General features: G+C 73.9%; 15 protein-coding genes. 4 read left to right on the top strand and 11 right to left on the bottom strand.

The window, feature by feature from the left end; genetic code table 11:
* Positions 1-72: 72 nt before the first annotated feature.
* The 3 genes from ABZ495_RS27485 to ABZ495_RS27495 all read right to left on the bottom strand — a co-directional run bounded on the left by ABZ495_RS27485 (position 73) and on the right by ABZ495_RS27495 (position 2,885).
* Positions 73-720 (bottom strand): hypothetical protein, encoded by a 648-nt coding sequence (locus ABZ495_RS27485; protein WP_329488746.1) that lies wholly within the window; start codon positions 718-720, stop codon positions 73-75.
* Between the two features lie 114 nt (positions 721-834).
* Positions 835-1,929 carry a GntR family transcriptional regulator gene (locus ABZ495_RS27490; RefSeq protein WP_359808959.1) on the bottom strand — a complete coding sequence of 365 codons (1,095 nt, stop codon included), beginning with the start codon at positions 1,927-1,929 and terminating at the stop codon, positions 835-837.
* A 158-nt stretch (positions 1,930-2,087) separates the two neighbouring features.
* Positions 2,088-2,885, bottom strand: coding sequence for a carbon-nitrogen family hydrolase (locus tag ABZ495_RS27495; RefSeq protein ID WP_329488748.1), 798 nt, complete (start codon positions 2,883-2,885; stop codon positions 2,088-2,090).
* 172 nt (positions 2,886-3,057) lie between these two features.
* Between ABZ495_RS27495 and ABZ495_RS27500 the strand changes: the two genes are divergently transcribed.
* Positions 3,058-3,879 (top strand): maleylpyruvate isomerase family mycothiol-dependent enzyme, encoded by an 822-nt coding sequence (locus tag ABZ495_RS27500; protein ID WP_359808961.1) that lies wholly within the window; start codon positions 3,058-3,060, stop codon positions 3,877-3,879.
* A gap of 75 nt (positions 3,880-3,954) precedes the next feature.
* Here the strand turns inward: ABZ495_RS27500 and ABZ495_RS27505 are convergent, their stop codons facing one another.
* From ABZ495_RS27505 to ABZ495_RS27515, 3 genes are all read right to left on the bottom strand, one after another.
* Positions 3,955-5,280: an MFS transporter gene (locus ABZ495_RS27505; protein WP_359838596.1), complete on the bottom strand. Its 1,326-nt coding sequence runs from the start codon at positions 5,278-5,280 to the stop codon at positions 3,955-3,957.
* A 202-nt stretch (positions 5,281-5,482) separates the two neighbouring features.
* Positions 5,483-6,715, bottom strand: coding sequence for a M64 family metallopeptidase (locus ABZ495_RS27510; protein ID WP_359808963.1), 1,233 nt, complete (start codon positions 6,713-6,715; stop codon positions 5,483-5,485).
* A gap of 305 nt (positions 6,716-7,020) precedes the next feature.
* Positions 7,021-8,253 carry a benzoate/H(+) symporter BenE family transporter gene (locus tag ABZ495_RS27515; RefSeq protein WP_359838598.1) on the bottom strand — a complete coding sequence of 411 codons (1,233 nt, stop codon included), beginning with the start codon at positions 8,251-8,253 and terminating at the stop codon, positions 7,021-7,023.
* A 216-nt stretch (positions 8,254-8,469) separates the two neighbouring features.
* On the opposite strand from ABZ495_RS27515, the gene ABZ495_RS27520 reads away from it, so the two are divergent.
* A complete protein-coding gene (locus ABZ495_RS27520; protein WP_359838600.1) occupies positions 8,470-8,859 on the top strand; it encodes a hypothetical protein in 390 nt (129 codons plus the stop codon).
* A 101-nt stretch (positions 8,860-8,960) separates the two neighbouring features.
* Here the strand turns inward: ABZ495_RS27520 and ABZ495_RS27525 are convergent, their stop codons facing one another.
* The 3 genes from ABZ495_RS27525 to pdhA are packed head-to-tail and all read right to left on the bottom strand — an operon-like array spanning position 8,961 to position 12,510.
* Positions 8,961-10,361: a dihydrolipoamide acetyltransferase family protein gene (locus ABZ495_RS27525; protein ID WP_359838602.1), complete on the bottom strand. Its 1,401-nt coding sequence runs from the start codon at positions 10,359-10,361 to the stop codon at positions 8,961-8,963.
* A gap of 14 nt (positions 10,362-10,375) precedes the next feature.
* Positions 10,376-11,350 carry an alpha-ketoacid dehydrogenase subunit beta gene (locus ABZ495_RS27530; RefSeq protein ID WP_359838604.1) on the bottom strand — a complete coding sequence of 325 codons (975 nt, stop codon included), beginning with the start codon at positions 11,348-11,350 and terminating at the stop codon, positions 10,376-10,378.
* A complete protein-coding gene (pdhA, locus tag ABZ495_RS27535) occupies positions 11,350-12,510 on the bottom strand; it encodes a pyruvate dehydrogenase (acetyl-transferring) E1 component subunit alpha (protein ID WP_352288502.1) in 1,161 nt (386 codons plus the stop codon). Before pdhA ends, ABZ495_RS27530 begins: the two co-directional genes overlap by 1 nt.
* A 373-nt stretch (positions 12,511-12,883) precedes the next feature.
* On the opposite strand from pdhA, the gene ABZ495_RS27540 reads away from it, so the two are divergent.
* Positions 12,884-13,543, top strand: a complete 660-nt coding sequence (locus ABZ495_RS27540) for a response regulator transcription factor (protein WP_359808971.1) — start codon at positions 12,884-12,886, stop codon at positions 13,541-13,543.
* A gap of 67 nt (positions 13,544-13,610) precedes the next feature.
* Positions 13,611-14,699 (top strand): phosphotransferase, encoded by a 1,089-nt coding sequence (locus tag ABZ495_RS27545; RefSeq protein ID WP_329488757.1) that lies wholly within the window; start codon positions 13,611-13,613, stop codon positions 14,697-14,699.
* Between the two features lie 23 nt (positions 14,700-14,722).
* On the opposite strand, the gene ABZ495_RS27550 is transcribed toward ABZ495_RS27545, so the two are convergent.
* A complete protein-coding gene (locus ABZ495_RS27550; protein ID WP_359838606.1) occupies positions 14,723-16,528 on the bottom strand; it encodes a protein kinase in 1,806 nt (601 codons plus the stop codon).
* Positions 16,529-16,639: 111 nt separating this feature from the next.
* Positions 16,640-18,013, bottom strand: coding sequence for a protein kinase (locus ABZ495_RS27555; RefSeq protein WP_359808976.1), 1,374 nt, complete (start codon positions 18,011-18,013; stop codon positions 16,640-16,642).
* Between the last annotated feature and the right edge of the window lie 135 nt (positions 18,014-18,148).

Here is an 18,148-nt window from a genome sequence, read left to right on the forward strand (position 1 = left end):
CGCGGGCCCGGACGTCGGCGGGCCCGCAGACCGACGGGCCCGCGGAGCCGGGTGGCTCGCGGGCCCGTCGGCTCAGGCGAAGACGATCATCGAGCCCTGGGTGAGGCTCCGGGTGGCCGCCGCGTACAGGCCCGCCCAGGCGTGCCGCTCCCGGGCGAAGGGGTGCAGGTCGTCCAGCGGCGGGCCGAACGGCTGCTCCAGGCCGGTCGGGCCGAGCGGCCGGGTCGGGTCCGGCGGGTCGGCCGGGTCGATGTCCAGCGCCGGGGCGATGGCCTGGAGTTCGCGCAGCAGCCCGTGGCTGGAGCCCAGCGGACCGCCGGAGGCGAGCAGCGCGTCGTCCACCAGCGGAGCCGCGAACTCGATCGGCACGTAGGCCCCGGCGTGGTCGAAGTGCCAGACCAGGTGCGAGTGTTCCGCGCTGCTCTCGAACATCTCCAGCAGCTGCTCGTAGTCGCCGCCGAGCGCGTCCACCGGCGTGATGTCCAGGCCGGTCAGGCCCAGCAGGTAGGCGCGGCGCAGGAAGTGCAGCGAGTCGTAGTCGAAGGCGGCTATCGGCTCGACCGCCCCGCTTATCCCCGGGACGAACTGGTAGACCGGCACCTCGGGCAGCCCGTGCGCGGTCAACACGGCGTTGTACAGCGCGAGATCGTCCCGGAAGGGGTTGTCGGGGCTGTGGCTCAGCACGTCCACGAGCGGGACGAGCCAGAGGTCGCAGGCCATGGGCCGGCTCTTCCTCTCCGGGCGGCGGAGTCGCCCGCGCGAGCGGGTGACGGATGGGCGGGTCGGGGTCCGGACGGTCGGTACGGGGACCGCCCGGGGCGACGACCGCCCACCCTACCGGCCCGGCGCGCGGTGCGGGCCGGGCCGCCCCTCGGACAGTTGGCCGGCCGACGGGTCGGCCGGCCGGCGGCCGAAGCGCCCGTACGGCACCGAACGCGGCTGCGGCACCAGACCGAGGCCCAGCCCCAGCTCGCGGCCGAGCTCCCGGCCCAGCTCCCGTTCGCGGCCGCGGCCGCCCTCCGCCGCCCGCTGCGGCTCCGGCCTGCGGCCCGCCTCCGGACCCGCCGACACCGGCGAAGGGACCGAAGGGACGGAAGGAACGGAAGACCTGCCGGCCGGCACCGGTGAGGGAGCCGGTCCGGACGGCCCCGGCCCACCCGACCGGGCGGCCGGCGGCGCGGCCACCGGCGCCGCGTCGAGCCCGGCGGTCAGCAGCGGCAGCACCCCCACCGACTCCTCCGACTCCCCGGTCAAACCGGCCAGCGCCCGCACGGTGAACAGGTTGTACTCGCAGACGATCCGGTGCGCGCCCGCGAGGTCCTCCCGCTCGATCGCCTCGACCAGCTCGACGTGGCGGTCCCAGCAGAACCCGCCCAGCGTCGGCATCGCCCGCAGGTACGGCGCGGCGAACATCCAGGACTGCACCCGGAGCCAGTCCAGGTAGTCCCCGATCCGGCGGTTGCCGAGCAGTCCGGCGACCTCCTGCCAGAACCGGCGGTCGCAGCCCACCATGACGTCCAGGTTGCCCGCCCGGACCGCACCGACCGCCGCGTCCGCCCGGCGGCGCAGCGAGGGCAGCCGGGCGGCGTCCGGCGTCGCCGGGCGGACCGCGAGCTGGCGGAAGCAGCTGTCGGTGAGCAGCACCCGGGACTCGAAGATCTCCAGGAAGTCGGCCCAGCCGAACTCGGGCACCGTGAAGCCGCGGTGGTGCTCGGCCCGGAGCAGCCCCTGCGCACCGAGGTCCACCAGCGCCTCGCGGGCCGGGGTCGCGGAGACGCCGTACAGCTCGGCGATCTCCTTGACGGTGAAGTTGCGGCCGGCCGCCAGCCGGCCGGCCATCATCTCCTCGCGCAGCGCGCCGGCGATCTGCTCGCGCAGGCTGTTGCGCTGGATCACGGTGCTGGTGTCGCCTGCGCCGGTGCCGTACATGCGCGCGACCTCCTCGGGCAGGCTCGACGGTCTGCCTCGGGACAGGCCGGCTGAAGAACGGCGGGTAACACGACGAAGGCTCATCTTCTCAAAAATGCCGCCGCCCCGTACAAGCCTCCCGTATGCCCCGGAAAGCCCCGCTCACCCGGCCGGGGACGTCACCGCTGGACGGGGGCCGGGATGCCCAGCAGCCGGTCCCGGTGGACCGGGAACTCGGCGCGGGCCTTGCCCACCTCCGCGGGGTCGAAGTCCACGGTCAGCACCTCCTCACCGGCGCCCGCCTCGGCCAGCACCCGGCCCCACGGGTCCACCACGATGCTGTGGCCGGCCTGCTCGACCCCGCCGTGCGTCCCGGCGGTGTTGCAGGCCAGGACGTAGGCCTGCTCCTCGACCGCGCGGGCCCGGCTCAGCAGTGTCCAGTGCTCGCGCCGCCGCGCCGGCCAGGCCGCCGGCACCACCATCAGCTGGGCGCCCGCGTCCAGCAGCGCCCGGAACAGCTCGGGGAACCGCAGGTCGTAGCAGGTCGCCAGGCCGAGCGTGGCGAAGTCGGTGGCGGCGGTGACGATCTCCTGCCCGGCGCCCATCACCACCGCCTCGCCGCTGTCGAAGCCGAAGCGGTGGATCTTGCGGTAGGTGTGCACCAGCTCGCCGTCCGGGGCGAACAGCAGCGAGGTGTTGTAGATCGGCCCGTCCGGGTCGCGCTCGACGATCGACCCGGCGTGCAGCCAGACCCCGGCCGCCTTCGCGGCGGCGGCCATCGCGTCCGAGGTGGGCCCGTCCAGCGCCTCGGCGCCGTCCGACCAGAGGTCGTACGCGAAACCGCCCAGCGCCCACAGCTCCGGCAGGACCACCAGGTCGGCCCCCTGCTGGGCACGGACCAGGGCCGCCGCGCGGGCCCGCCGCTCGGCGGGCGGCTCGGCGTCGGAGACCGCGAGTTGGATCAATGAAGCGCGCACAGTACCACCGTCCACGGCAAGAGTCCTACGATCGTCACTCGAAAGCGCTGCCCTGTTCTCACCCGGCAGCGTAACGTGCGGTTAGCGTGTGCGCCCGGAAGCCGGACTTTCCCGTCCGACCCGAAAACAGGGCGCGCGTGGCAAGGCAGCTGACGGAGGGCCGGAGATTCCCGTGACGGACAACCAGACCGTGCAGGCTTACACCGAGGCGTGGACGCAGTCCATCGAATCGATATCGGAGCTGGTGGCCCCTCTCCCGGAGGGCTCCTGGAACCGGGCCACCGAGTGCCCCGGCTGGTCGGTCCGGGACATCGTCTCGCACGTCATCGCCGTCGAGTCCGAGCTGCTCGGCGACCCGCGCCCGATCCACTCGCTCCCCCGCGACCTGCGCCACGTCACCACCGAGTTCGCCCGCTACATCGAGCTGCCGGTCGACAAGCGCCGCTGCCACACCGCGCTGGAGATGACCGGCGAGCTGGAGTACACGATCATCCGCCGCTCCCGGGCGCTGCGCAACGCCCGGCAGACCCCGTCCGAGCCGGTCCGCTTCCCGGGCGGCCCGCTCAGCCGCGACCTGCCGTACCACGAGCTGCTGCGCCACCGGGCCTTCGACGTCTGGGTGCACGAGCAGGACCTCCGCCGGGCCCTCGCGGTGCCGGGCAACCTGGCCTCCCCGGCCGCGCTGCTCGCCCGGGACGTGCTGCTGGAGTCGCTGCCCAAGGCCGTCGCCCACCGGGCCGGCGCCCCGGCCGGGACGGCCCTGGTGCTGGACGTCACCGGCCCGGTCGAGTTCCTGCGCACCGTCCGGGTCGACGCCGCCGGCCGCGGCACGGTCGACGAGTCGATCAGCCTCGCCCCCGACGTGCAGCTCACGATGGACTGGGAGACGTACGCCCGGCTCGCCTGCGGCCGCGGCCGCCCGGGCCCGGTCACCGTCGAGGGCGACCAGGAGCTGGCCTCGCGGGTGCTGGCCAATTTCGCCGTCACGGTCTGACGACCCGGCGCGGCCCGCACGGCTCCGGCCGCGCGGGCCGTGCCGAACGGCCGGCCGGCTGTCGGAGGCGGGCCGTCAGACGCCCGCCGCCGCGCCCCGCTCCCGCTCGGCGACCTTGCGCCGCAGCCGCAGGATCATCAGGGTGCCCGCCGCGAGCGGCACGTAGAGCCAGCAGAAGGCCCAGCGGAAGGCGTCGGCGGAGTAGCCGCCGGTGCCGGTCGGGGTGAGGGCGTCCAGGAGGACGCCGATGCCGAACAGGGTGATCATCGTGCCGATGAAGCCGCCCATGTTGACGATCCCGGAGGCGGTGCCGAGCCGCTCCACGGGGTTGCGCGCACGGGCGTAGTCCAGACCGACCAGCGAGGCCGGGCCGTTGCTGCCCATCACCAGGATGATCCCGACCAGCAGCCAGAGCGGCGGGTGCCCGCCCGGCCAGGCCAGCACCAGCGCCCAGCCGAGCGCGGTGGCGGCGATCACGGTGAGCACGATCGGCATCCGGGCCCGGGCGGTGCGCGAGAGCACCCGGCCGAAGAGGAGGCCGAAGGACATGTTGGCGAGCACCAGCAGGGTCAGCAGCCCGCCCGCCGCGGTGCGCGACATGCCCTGGGCCTCCACCAGGTAGGGCATCCCCCAGAGCAGGCCGAAGGCGTTGCCGGGGAACTGGGTGGTGAAGTGCACCCAGAGGCCGAGCCTGGTGCCGGGCTCCGACCACGCCAGCCGGACCTGCCGGCCCACGCCCGGCCGGAGCGGCGCGCCCCCCGGCCCGACGCCTCCCGGCCCGGCGGCCGCGGCCCGCTGCGGCGCGCCCGCCGGAGCCTCCCGCAGGAAGAGCGCGACCAGCGCGAACACCGCCACTCCGAGCAGCGCGATCGCGGTGAAGGTCGGGGTCCAGCCCTCCCGGTGCAGGGCGTCGGCGAGGACGACGGTGGTGACCAGGTTCCCGCCCATCCCGGCGAGACCGGTCAGCTGGGCGACGAACGGGTTCTTCGCGGCCGGGAACCAGCGCGCGGCGATCCGCAGCACGCTGATGAAGGTCATCGCGTCACCGCAGCCGAGCACCGCCCGGGAGGCCAGCGCCGGCCCGAAGGAGGAGGAGAACGCGAAGGCGAGCTGCCCGGCGCTCAGCAGCAGGACGCCGAGCAGCAGCACCCGGCGCGGGCCGAACCGGTCGACCAGCAGGCCGACCGGTATCTGCATCGCCGCGTAGACCAGCACCTGGAGGATCGAGAAGGTGGAGAGCGCGGAGGCGCCGATCGCGAAGCGGTCGGCGGCGTCCAGCCCGGCCACCCCGAGACTGGTCCGGTGGATCACCGCGAGGACGTACACGCTGACGCCGATGGACCAGGCCAGCCAGGCGGCCCGGCCGCCGGGCGGCGCCGGGATCCCGGTGGCCGGGGGCACGAGGGCCGCCGGGGGCACGGGGGCCGCCGGGGGCACGGGGGCCGCCGGGGGCACGGGGGCCGCCGAGGGCGTCGGCCCGGCGGCGGCCGGGGGAGCGGGAACGGACAGGGGGCGGGCTGAACTGGCGGGCTCCACGGACATAGTGTCCCCAGATTAGTCATCCCATCATTCGACCCTCGGTCCGGGGCGGGGCGGGCCCGGCTCAGCCGGTGACCGTCCAGGAGACCGTCCTGGTCATGTAGCGGTCGCGGAAGGCCTCGTCCCGGACCCAGTCGGTGGTGTCCCGGACGGTGGCCGTGACGGTGGCGCTCTGCCCCGGGGACAGGTTCAGCGCGGCGGTGTCCAGCCAGCTGCGGTCCGGCGCCTGCGGCTCCACCGCGGCGCCGTCCACCTTCCAGTCCACCTGCAGCGCGCGGGTCCCGACCAGCGGCAGCGGCCGGACCTCCAGCCGGGGGCGGCCGGTCACCTCGCCCGGGGCGGGCACGGGTGTGTCGGTCGGCCGGATCCGGCGGTAGATCTCCTCGATGATCGCCTCCCGCGAGGGCAGGTTGTAGGCCCCGCCGAGGGTGCGCATCACCGAGTCCTGGGTGGGCCGGTAGATCCCGTTGGCGCTGCGGTAGGCGCCGATCGTGCCGCCGCCGTCCGGGGACTCCGCACCCAGCCAGCGCCACCACTTGGTCTGCTTGCGGCGCATGTCGTCGGCGTTCTCGGTGGCGAGGTTGGGGTAGTCGGCGTCGTCCGGCGCGCTGTCGTACTCGTCACCGAGGTCGCCCACGGTGTGCCCTATCTCGTGCTGGATGATCCGCCCCGCGTCCGGGCTGCCGCCGGCCAGGGTGGTCACCCCGGTGCCGCCGGCACCCCCGTACTCGCTGGAGTTGGCCAGCGCGATCAGGTACTGCGGGCCGTCGCCCTCGCCGGCGTAGCGCGCGGTGGCGGCCTCGTCGGCGCAGAGCAGCCGGGCGGTGCCCTCGCACCAGAAGTGCATGCCGAGCGGGGTCCCGGGGTTTCGGCCCCGGCTCTCGGTCTCGGCGATGCCGGAGTCCGCCGAGACGACCTCGACCCGCCTTATGTTGAAGAACCCCTGGTAGCTGCGGAACGGCTCGATCTCCATCAGCGCCCGCCAGGCCCGGTCGGCCTGGGCGCGGAAGAGCTCCTGCTCGTCCGCGCTGTAGCCGTCGCCGAGCAGCACCAGCGTGATCCGGTTCGCCGGGTCCCCGGTCCGCCTTATGTCGACGGTCGGGGCGGCGCCGGCCGCGCGGAGGTCGGCCCGCTGGGCGGTGTGCGGCGGCACCGCCCGGTCGGCGGGGGCACCCGGCCCGATCACCCCGAAGGGCGAGGGACCGGCCAGCTCCAGGGCGGCGGGCAGTACGGCGGTGGACACCAGCACGAGCGCGGCCAGACTCCGGACGAGCCGGCCAGGGTTGCCAGGCGGCATACGGGTGCGTCCTCGGGGATCCGGTCACCCGGCGTCGCCCGGGTGGTGGACGCGAAGACGTACCCGGACCGGCGTGTCACCCTCACCGTCCGGCGAAAATGTCACCGCCCTGGCCGAACGACCCGGATCACCCCGGTCATACCCATGAGTCCGATCAGGTGGATGATCCGGATGGCCCGTGACCCACCAGCGCCGCCTCCGGCGGAGCCGGCCCACCCCGTGGTCCCCGGCCGAGTACACCACCGGCCGAGCACACCACCGGCCGAGCACACCACCGGCCTGGGGCGCCCCGGCCGCGCAACGCCTCAGCCGCGCCGCTTCGGCCCCGCCCGGAGCACCAGATGGGTGCCCAGCCCGAGCAGCAGCCCCCAGAACGCCGAGCCGATGCCGAGCAGGCTCATCCCGGAGGCCGAGGCCAGGAAGGTCACCACCGCCGCGTCCCGACCGCCCTCGTCGGCGACGGCCGCGGCCAGGCTCCCCTGGAGCGAGGCCAGCAGGGCGACCCCGGCGATCACCGCGATCAGCTCCTTCGGCAGACCGGTGAACAGGCTCACCAGCAGCCCGCCGAAACTGCCCACCAGCACGTAGAGCAGACCCGCCGACATCCCGGCGACGTAGCGGCGCCGCGGATCGGGGTGGCTCTCCGGCCCTGCGCAGATCGCCGCGGTGATCGCGGCCAGGTTCACCCCGGGCGAGCCGAACGGCGCCAGCAGGACGGAGACCCCGCCGGTGGCCCCGATCAGCAGCCGGTCGTCCGGCTGGTAGCCGAAGGCCCGCATCACGCCCAGCCCGGGGGCGTTCTGCGAGGCCAGCGCCACGATGGTGAGCGGCAGCGCCAGCCCCACCATGGCCGGCCCGGAGAAGGCCGGCACGGTGAACACCGGCACGGTCGGCCCGCCGGACCCGAGGTGCACCGGCAGCCCGACGGTGACCGCCGCCAGCACCCCGCCGGCCAGCAGCGCGACCGGTACGGCGTACCGCGGCGCCAGCCGCTTCGCCAGCAGGAAGGCCGCGAAGCTGCCGAGCACCAGGGCGGGCGCGCCGTGGACGGCGCCGAAGATGCCGGCGCCGAAGGAGAACAGGATGCCCGCCAGCATCGCGTTGACGATCCCGGCCGGGATCGCGGCGATCAGCCGGCCGAACAGCCCGGTGACACCGAACAGGGTCACCAGCACCCCGCTCACCAGGAAGGCGCCGACCGCCTCCCGGTAGGGGTACGCGCCGAGGCTGGTGACCAGCAGCGCGGCGCCCGGCGTGGACCAGGCGGTGATCACCGGCGTCCTGGTCCACCAGCTGAGCAGCAGACCGGGCAGTCCGCTGCCGATGGCCACCGCCCAGATCCAGGAGGCCGTGTGCGCCTCGTCCAGCCGCCCGGCCGACGCCGCCGCGAGCACCACCACCAGCGGGCCGGAGAACGACACCGCGATGCACACCAGCCCGGCCAGGAGGGCGGGGAGGGAGACGTCCCGCCGCAGCGAGCGGCGCTCCTCGGGCTCGGTCCGACTGTCCGCCGAACGGGTTATCAGCTCCTCTGCCATGGCGGCAGTATCGCGGAGCGGGCACCGGCGGCGGGCCTTTCGAAGAATCCCGGAGGACTTCCGGATCCACCCGCAACCTCCGGCGGGGCCGCGCGTCCTTGGAAGTGGAGGGCTGGAGAGCGAGCCGGGAAGCGCCGGGGGGGCGCTACCGGCCGACGGGGGCAGGACCGGCCACCTCCACCCACCATCGGCTTCATGACTGCGGGGAGTCACGTCGTGCGCATGCCTGTTTTCTCCACTTCTGCGAAGAACGCCCGCCCGCGCTCCACCCGCCGCCGGCTCGCGACCGTCGCCGTCGCCGTCGTCCTGGCCGGCTCCGTGCACCTGCTCGCCCCCGACACCGCCTCGGCCCACGGGCCCGGCCCCGGCACGTCGGCCGTCCGGCAGGTGTCCGGACCGCCCGCCCCGGCGGCGACCCTCGGCGCTCCGGGGGCCGCCGTCGGCGCGCCCGCCTTCGGCCCCACCGCCGGCGGGCCGACCGGCATGCCGGAGCAGGCCCCGACCGGCACCGCCGTCGGGATCCTGACGGCCGGTCTCGGCGCCGTGCTGCTCGTGCTCGGCCTGGGCGTCCGGTACGCCGGGCGGCGGCTGCGCGCCACGCGCTAAGGCTCGTCCGGAGTCCGGTGTCCGGTGTCCGGTGTCGGAAATGCCGGAGGGCCCTGCTCCGCACTGTCGTGCGGAGCAGGGCCCTCCCTCGGTCCGGCCGGTCAGCCCCAGGTGATCAGGCGCTTGGGGTACTCCAGCAGCGCGGCGACGTCGGCCAGCACCCTGGAGCCCAGCTCGCCGTCCACCAGGCGGTGGTCGAAGGAGAGGGCCAGCGTGGTGACCTGGCGCGGCACCACCTTGCCCTTGTGCACCCACGGCAGCTCCCGGACCGCGCCGAAGGCGAGGATCGCGGCCTCGCCCGGGTTGAGGATCGGGGTGCCGGTGTCGACGCCGAAGACGCCGACGTTGGTGATGGTGACGGTGCCGCCCTGCATGTCGTTCGGCGAGGTCTTGCCCAGCCGGGCGGTGTCGATCAGCTCGCCGAGCGCGGCCGCCAGACCGGACAGCGTGCGGCCGCCCGCGTCCTTGATGTTGGGGACGATCAGGCCGCGCGGGGTGGCCGCGGCGATGCCGAGGTTCACCTGGCCCCTGATGACGATCTCCTGGGCCGCCTCGTCCCACTGGGCGTTGATCTCGGGGTGCCGCTTGATCGCGGTCAGCAGCGCCTTGGCGACCAGCAGCAGCGGGCTGACCCGGATGTCCCGGCCCAGCTCGCCGCTCTCCTTGAGCCGGCGGACGAACTTCATCGTGCGGGTGACGTCGACCTGGACGAACTCGGTGACGTGCGGGGCGGTGAAGGCCGAGGCCACCATCGCCTGCGCGGTCGCCTTGCGGACGCCCTTGATCGGCACCCGGACGTCCCCGGTGCCGGCGGTCGCCACGACCACCGGCTCCACCGGTGCCACCGCGGCCGACTCGGCCGGGGGCGCCGCGACGGCGGCCGCCGCGGCGGCGTGCGCGTGCACGTCCTCGCGGGTGACCACGCCGTCCGGGCCGGTCGGTGTGACGGCCCGCAGGTCGACGCCGAGGTCCTTGGCGAGCTTGCGCACCGGCGGCTTGGCCAACGGCCGGTCACCGGTGGGCTGGGCCGGTACCACCGGCGCGGCGGCCACCGGGGCCGGCGCGGGAGCAGCCGGAGCCGGGGCGACCACGGTGGTCGTGGTGGTCCGGCGGGCCCGGCGCTGGGTACCGCCGGTCCGCGGACCGTAGCCGACCAGCACCTCGCGCCGGGCCGGCTCGGCCTCGGCGGGAGCGGCCACCGGGGCGACCGGGGCGGCCGCGGCCGGAGCGGCGGCGCCCGCCTCCCCCGCCACCGCGACCGAGATGATCACGGTGCCGACGTCGACCGTCGCGCCCTCGGGGAAGAACAGCCGCTCCACCACCCCGTTGAACGGGATCGGCAGCTCCACGGCGGCCTTGGCGGTCTCCACCTCGCAGACGACCTGGCCGTCCGTCACGGTGTCACCGGGCTTCACGGACCAGCTGAGGATCTCGGCCTCGGTGAGGCCCTCGCCCACGTCGGGCATCTTGAACTCGCGGAGCGAGCGAACTTCGGTGGTCATCTTCGCTCCCCGGTTCAGTACGCGAGCGCGCGGTCGACGGCGTCGAGCACGCGGTCCAGGTCCGGCAGGAAGGCTTCCTCGACCCGGGACGGCGGGTACGGCGCGTGGTAGCCGCCGACCCGCAGGATCGGCGCCTCCAGGTGGTAGAAGCACCGCTCCGTCAGCCGGGCGGCCAGCTCGGCGCCCATACCCAGGAAGACCGGCGCCTCGTGCACCACGATGCCGCGGCCGGTCCGCTTGACCGACTCCTCCAGAGCGGCGAAGTCCACCGGGGAGAGCGAGCGCAGGTCGACGACCTCCAGCCGGCGGCCGTCCTCCTCGGCGGCCGCGGCGGCCTCCAGGCAGACCTTGACCATCGGGCCGTAGGCGATCAGCGTCGCGTCCGTGCCGGGGCGCACGATCCGGGCGTCGTACAGGCCCAGGTCGGCGGCGTCGCCGACCTCCCCCTTGTCCCAGTAGCGGCGCTTGGGCTCCAGGAAGATCACCGGGTCGTCCGACTCGATGGCCTGGCACAGCATCCAGTGCGCGTCGTGCGCGCTGGACGGCGAGACCACCCGCAGACCGGCGGTGTGCGCGAAGTACGCCTCGTGCGACTCGCTGTGGTGCTCGACCGCGCCGATGCCGCCCGCGTACGGGATGCGGATGGTGACCGGCATCTTGACGTGCCCGAGCGCGCGGGCGTGCATCTTGGCCAGCTGGGAGACGATCTGGTCGAAGGCCGGGTAGACGAACCCGTCGAACTGGATCTCCACCACCGGGCGGTAGCCGCGCAGCGCGAGGCCGATCGCGGTGCCGACGATGCCGGACTCGGCGAGCGGGGAGTCGATCACCCGGCTGTCGCCGAAGTCCTTCTGCAGGCCGTCGGTGATCCGGAAGACGCCACCGAGCTTGCCGATGTCCTCGCCCATCAGGAGCGTCTTCGGGTCGTTCTCCAGCGACTTGCGCAGCGCCTCGTTGAGCGCCTTCGCGATGCTGAGCTGAGCGGCCATCAGAGGTTCTCCCCCGCCTCGAAGGAGGCCGCGTACTCGACGTACTCGGCCCGTTCCTCATCGACCAGTGTGTGCGGCTCGGCGTAGACGTGGTCGAAGATCAGGGTCGGGTCCGGGTCCGGCATGGTGCGCACGCCCTCGCGCACCCGCAGCCCCAGCTGCTCGCTCTCGGCCTCGATCGAGGCGAAGAACTCCTCCTCGGCCAGGCCCTCCTTCTCCAGGAGCGCCCGGAGCCGGGTGATCGGGTCCTTGGCCTTCCAGGCCTCGGTCTCCTCGGAGGGGCGGTAGCGGGTGGGGTCGTCGGAGGTGGTGTGCGCGCCCATCCGGTAGGTGAACGCCTCGATCAGCACCGGACCGTTGCCGCTGCGGGCGTGGTCGAGCGCCCAGCGGGTGACCGCCAGGCAGGCCAGCACGTCGTTGCCGTCGACCCGGACGCCGGGGAAGCCGAAGCCGGAGGCGCGGCGGTACAGCGGGATCTTGGTCTGGGTGGTGGTGGGCTCGGAGATCGCCCACTGGTTGTTCTGGCAGAAGAAGACCACCGGGGCGTTGTAGACCGAGGCGAAGGTGAAGGCCTCGTTGACGTCGCCCTGGCTGGAGGCGCCGTCGCCGAAGTAGGCGATCACCGCGTCGTCCGCGCCGTCCTTGGTGATGCCCATCGCGTAGCCGGTGGCGTGCAGGGTCTGCGCGCCGATCACGATGGTGTACAGGTGGAAGTTCTTCTCGTTCGGGTCCCAGCCGCCGTGGTTCACGCCGCGGAACATGCCGAGCAGGTTCAGCGGGTCCACGTCGCGGCACCAGGCCACGCCGTGCTCGCGGTAGGTGGGGAAGGCGTAGTCACCGGTGCGCATGGCCCGCCCGGAGCCGACCTGGGCGGCCTCCTGGCCGAGCAGCGAGGCCCACAGGCCCAGCTCGCCCTGGCGCTGCAGCGCGGTGGCCTCGGCGTCGAACCGGCGCACCAGCACCAGGTCGCGGTAGAGGGCGCGCAGCTCGTCCGGGGTGGTGGTGAGCGGGTAGTCCGGGTGCTCGATCCGCTCGCCTTCCGGGGTGAGCAGCTGTACGAGCTCCGGCTGGGCGTCCGTACCCGTGGCGCGGAGGGTGTCAGGGACGCCGGGGGCCGCCTTCTTGCGGGCCCTCGCCGTGCTTTTGACGGTCACGTTCACTCCTCGGTCTGTCCGGCCGCCCGGGGTCGCCGGTGACCGGTCCGGTCACCGCCTCGCGGGGCGCGCGTGGGTGTGCGCACCGGCTGCAAGGCAGGTGGTGATCCTGTTCCGACGGCGTCCCTCACGAGAACGTTACCCAGCGGCAGCCCTTGGCGCGCTTGCGCTAGGACGTCCTACTTGTTCAGGGCCTACAACTGCGGGTGTGGCGCAGCTCTCAATTCGGTCGCCTTCAGGACACCTGCGCACGTTATCCGGGCGGAGCCCCGTTCGTAAGGGGGTTACCGGCATCGCTTTCGACTGATCTGGCCGGATAGCGTTCCGGGGGCGGCGCGGGCAATAGGTCGCTCCTGCGGCGATATGGGAGGCTTTACACGTGGCTGATAACGGACAGATCAGGGTATTTCTGCTCGACGATCACGAGGTGGTCCGGCGGGGCGTCCACGATCTCCTCTCGGTCGAGGACGACATCGAGGTGGTCGGCGAGGCCGGGACGGCCGCCGAGGCGATCACCCGGATCACCGCCGTGCACCCCGACGTCGCGGTCCTCGACGTCCGGCTGCCGGACGGGAACGGCGTCGAGGTCTGCCGGGAGGTCCGCTCCCGGCTGCCGGAGATCAAGTGCCTGATGCTGACCTCGTTCTCGGACGACGAGGCGCTGTTCGACTCGATCATGGCGGGCGCCTCCGGCTACGTCCTGAAGGCGATCCGCGGCACCGACCTGATCACCGCCGTCCGGGACGTCGCGGCCGGCAAGTCGCTGCTCGACCCGGTGGCCACCAGCCGGGTGCTGGCCCGGCTGCGCGACGGCGGCGAGAAGGAGGACGAGCGACTGTCCCAGCTCACCAAGCAGGAGCGGCGGATCCTCGATCTGATCGGCGAGGGGATGACCAACCGTCAGATCGGCAACGAGCTGCACCTGGCCGAGAAAACGGTCAAGAACTACGTCTCCAGTCTGCTCGCCAAGATGGGCATGGAGCGGCGCACCCAGGCAGCCGCCTTCGTGGCACGGCACCAGGCCGATCAGCAGCACTGAGAGCGCCGGGAATCACAGTTCTGACGGTTTGTCAAGGACCCCCGCCAGGGGGCCCTAACCTCAGCCTGTGACTTTCAGCCAGACCCTCGCCTGTGCCCCGGCCCGCCCCGATCTCACCGCACCCCCGATAGGGACCCTCAGCCCGCCCGTTCCCCACCTCGTCCTGGCCGAGGTCCTGCGCCGCTACCGGGTGGGGCGGCTGCTCACCGCCGAGCCGGTCGCCGAGGGCCTGTTGAACCGGGGCTACCGGGTCACCACCGAGGCCGGGACGTACTTCCTGAAGTGCTACGTCGACGCCGCCACCGCGCACCGCGAATCGATCGCCGGGCACCACCGCGCGATGGCCGCGCTGGAGACCCTCGGACTGCCCGTCGCTCCCCCGCTGGCGTGTGCCGAACGCTCCGGCACGGTGGCGTCCTTCGGCAGCCGGCTGTTCGCGCTCTTCCCCTGGGTCGATGGCCGGCACCGGCACGGCAGCGATCTCTCCCTGACGCAGTGCGGCGCGCTCGGAGCGCTGCTCGGCCGGCTGCACGGCGCGCTCGACGACGTCTGCGCCCCCCTCGCACAACCCGCCGGCTACCACAGTGCCGACCCGCTGGACAGCGCCCGGCTGGCCCGCGAACTCCGGCTCAGCGCCCGCGAGCAGCGCCCGTACGGCGCGCTGGACGCGCTGGTCGAGCGGCGCCTCACCGAACGGCTCGACCTGCTCGCCGAGTACGCCCACCGCCGGCCCGTCCCGCAGGCCGCCCCGCCCACCGGCTGGACGCACGGCGACTTCCACGGGCTCAACCTGCTGCACGCGGGCGACCGGATCGCGGCCGTCCTGGACTGGGACAAGCTCGGCCCGCAGCCGCGCGCCGAGGAGGCCGTCCGGTCGGCCACCCTGGTCTTCAACGACCGGACGTCGGGCGCGCTCGACCTCGTCCGGGTCCGGACCTACTCGCAGGCGTACCGGGCCACCGGGGCGGCCACCGCGGAACACCTGGCGGCGGCCGTCCACCGGGTCTGGTGGGAGCGGCTCAACGACTTCTGGATGCTCCAGTGGCGCTACCAGCGGGCCGACCACCGGGCCGACCCGCTCTACCCCGCCTCGGCCGGCCAGCTGGCGTGGTGGTGCCAGGAGTACGAGCAGGTCCTGGACGCCTTCGCCAACTGACCGTCACCGGTCGGCGCCGCCGGTCAGCCGCCGGCCCCGGGCGCGGTGGTCGGGGGCTGGGTGGCCGGCTTGGTCGGCGGCGGCTGGGTGCCCGTCGGGGCGTTGGTCGGCGTCCCGCTCGCGCCGCCGGTCGGCGTCCCGGTGCCCCCGCCGGTCGGCGTGCCGGTGGACGACGGGGTCGTCGTCGACGACGGCTTGGTACCGGTGGGCGTCGGGGTCATGCTCGGCGAGTGCTTGGGCACGGTGGCCGGCGGGCTCTGGTTGTTGTTGTTGTTCGTGTCGGTCGGCTGGTTCGGCTTCCGGCTGGTCTGGCTGGGCGCCACCGTGGTCGGGGAGATCCCCCCACCGGTGGGCGTACCGGCGTCGGAGGAGGAGACCACCGAGACGGACGGGGCGGGCGTCTGGCCGGGGTCCTTCGTCCCGCCGCCACCGCCACCGCTGAGCGCGAGCGCGATCCCGACACCGGACGCGACGAACACCGCCGCGGCGCCGGCCACCCAGGCCCAGGGCCCGCGCCGCCGGCGGCGGTCGTCGTCCCCGTCGCCGCCGTCGCCGCCCGGGCCGCCGTGACCGCCGTCGTACGAGCCACCGTCGTACGAGCCGCCGCCGTACGGGCCGCCGGCCCCGGGGTAGGGCGAGGACGGCGTGTGCGGGCCGCCGGGCACCTGGTACGGCAGCACCGTCGTCGAATCGCTCGGGCCGCCCAGGCCGAACGGCGCGGTGACGGCCGTCTCGCCGTCCGCCCCGGGCATCGGGGTGGCACCGCTGTGCCCCTGGCCGGCCGCCGCCAGCCCGGCCGCCGCGGCACCCGTCGCCCAGGCCCCGCCGTGCATCTCGCGCAGGGCGTGCTGGAGGTGGGCGCGGAACTCGTCGGCGTCCTGGAAGCGGTCGTCCGGGTTCTTGGCGAGCGAGCGCAGCACCAGCGGGTCGAGCGCCGCCGGGACCCTCGCGTTGACCTGCGCCGGCGGCACCGGCGGGTCCTGCACGTGCTGGTAGACCACCGAGAGCGGGGTGTCGCCGGTGAACGGCGGGCGCAGCGTGAGCAGCTCGTAGAGCATGCAGCCGGCCGCGTACAGGTCGGAGCGGTGGTCGACCGGCTTGCCGAGGGCCTGCTCGGGCGAGAGGTACTGCGGGGTGCCCATGACCATGCCGGTCTGGGTCATGGTGCTGGCGGTGCCGGTCAGCGCGCGGGCGATGCCGAAGTCCATCACCTTGACCGCGCCGGTGGTGGTGATGATGACGTTGGCGGGCTTGATGTCCCGGTGCACGATGCCGTGCCGGTGGCTGTAGGCGAGCGCCTCCAGCACCCCGGCGATGATGATGAGCGCCTGGTCGACCGGCGGCTCCTCCTCGTCCACCAGCAGCTCGCGGACGGTCCGGCCCTCGACCAGCTCCATCACGATGTAGGGCGTCGACTCGTCGCCGACGTACTCCTCGCCGGTGTCGTAGACCGCGACGATCGAGTGGTGGTTGAGCGCCGCGACGGCGTGTGCCTCGCGGGTGAAGCGCAGCCGGGCGATGTCGTCCTGGGCGAGTTCGGGGCGCAGCAGCTTGACGGCGACGGTCCGGCCGAGCCGGACGTCCTGGGCGGCGAACACCTCGGCCATGCCGCCGCGGCCGAGCCGGTGGGTCAGCCGGTAGCGGCCGTCACCCACCGTGCCGAGCGGGGCCGCGGTGCCGCGGCCGGGGGTCTGCGGGCCGCCGCCGTACGGCGGGAGTGCGGAGGTGGCGGCGCTGTCGCTGCCGGGCTCGGGCATCCTCCGGGCCCCGCCGGTCGAACCGGCCGCCCGGGCACCCTCGTCGTCGTCCGGCCGCTGCGTCTGTGCCATCGCTCCTCGCCCCGGGCCTTCGCTCGGATCGCGGTGCCCTGTCGCTTCGTGTCCCCGAACGCTACCGCCTCCGGACTTCCCCCGTAGCACGCCCGATCCGGGCGCACCGCGTCAGAGCAGGCCATTCCGGTCGGGCAGGTCGTCCAGGTGCAGGACGGTCGCGGGCCGCTCGACGGACCGGGAGGTGCTGGTCTTCTCCGCCTTGGTCACCACGATGGCGATGATGATGATCGCGAGGACGATCACACCGATGATGATGCCGACGATCACGAGCGCGGTGGAGCAGCCGCCGCTGTTCGACGCGGGGGCCGGCTGGAACTGCGTCGGCATCGGCATCGGCTGGGGCGGCGGGGTGTGCGCCTGCGGCGGGAAGTGCTGCGGGGCCTGGAAGGCCGGCGGCGGGGTCTGGTACTGCTGCGGGAAGGGCTGCGGCGTCTGCGGGTGCTGCGGCGGCGGGGTCTGGAAGGCCGGCGGCGGCGTCCGGTACTGCTGCTGGAACGGCGGCGGGGTCTGCGGGGCCTGCGGCCCGGCGTGCACCGAGCGCGGACCGTCGGTGATCACCAGCGGCGAGCTCGCGGCCAGCTGGTTGCCGTTGCCGCCGCCCTTCTCCGCCGCGATCAACCGCTCCGCCTCGTCGCGCATCGCCGCCGCGCTCGGGAAGCGGTGCGCCGGGTCCTTGCGCAGCGCCTGGGCGACGAAGGCGTCCACCGCCGGGCTGACCGCCCGGTTGACGGTGGACGGCGCCGAGGGCTCCTCCTGGACGTGCTTGTAGGCGATCGAGAACGCCGAGTCGCCGTCGAAGACCAGCTGCCCGGTGAGCATCTCGAAGAGCATCACGCCGACCGAGTAGAGGTCGGAGCGGGCGTCCACCGGCTTGCCGAGCGCCTGCTCGGGCGAGAGGTACTGCGGGGTGCCGACCACCATGCCGGTCTGGGTCATCGAGGTGACCCCGGACTCCAGCGCGCGGGCGATGCCGAAGTCCATGACCTTGATGTTGCCCTTACGGTCGAACATCACGTTGCCGGGCTTGATGTCGCGGTGGACCAGCCCCTGGTCGTGCGAGGCCTCCAGCGCGTTCAGCACGCCGACGGTGACCCGCAGCGCCTCCTCGGTCGGCATCGCGCCGTACTGCGCGACCGCGTCGTTGATCGCCTCGCGCAGGCCCTTGCCGTCGACCAGCTGCATCACGATGTACGGGGTGGTGGAGCCGTCGGCGGCGACGTCCTCGCCGCTGTCGTAGACGGTGACGATGTTGGCGTGTTCCAGCCGGGCCACGGCCTGCGCCTCGCGCCGGAACCGCTCCTTGAAGGACTCGTCCCGGCCGAGCTCGGCGTGCATGCTCTTCAGCGCGACCGAGCGGCCGAGCACGTTGTCGTAGGCGAGGTGCACGGAGGCCATGCCGCCCTCGCCCAGCACCCGCTGCAGCACGTACCTGCCGTTGCCCAGGGAGTGGCCCTCGACCGCCGCGTTGCCGTGCTCGCTCATGGTCCTCTGCTCCCCCTCGGCGCGGTCGTGCCGCCGCAACCGTGACGTTCGGTCTCGTCCGTGCGTGGTCGGGCCCGGTTTGGTGGCCCACCCGACCCCTGTCGCGGCGCTCGCCCGGCCTGCGACAGGGGCTCA

The organism is Kitasatospora sp. NPDC005748 (genome assembly GCF_040630735.1).
Lineage (GTDB): Bacteria > Actinomycetota > Actinomycetes > Streptomycetales > Streptomycetaceae > Kitasatospora.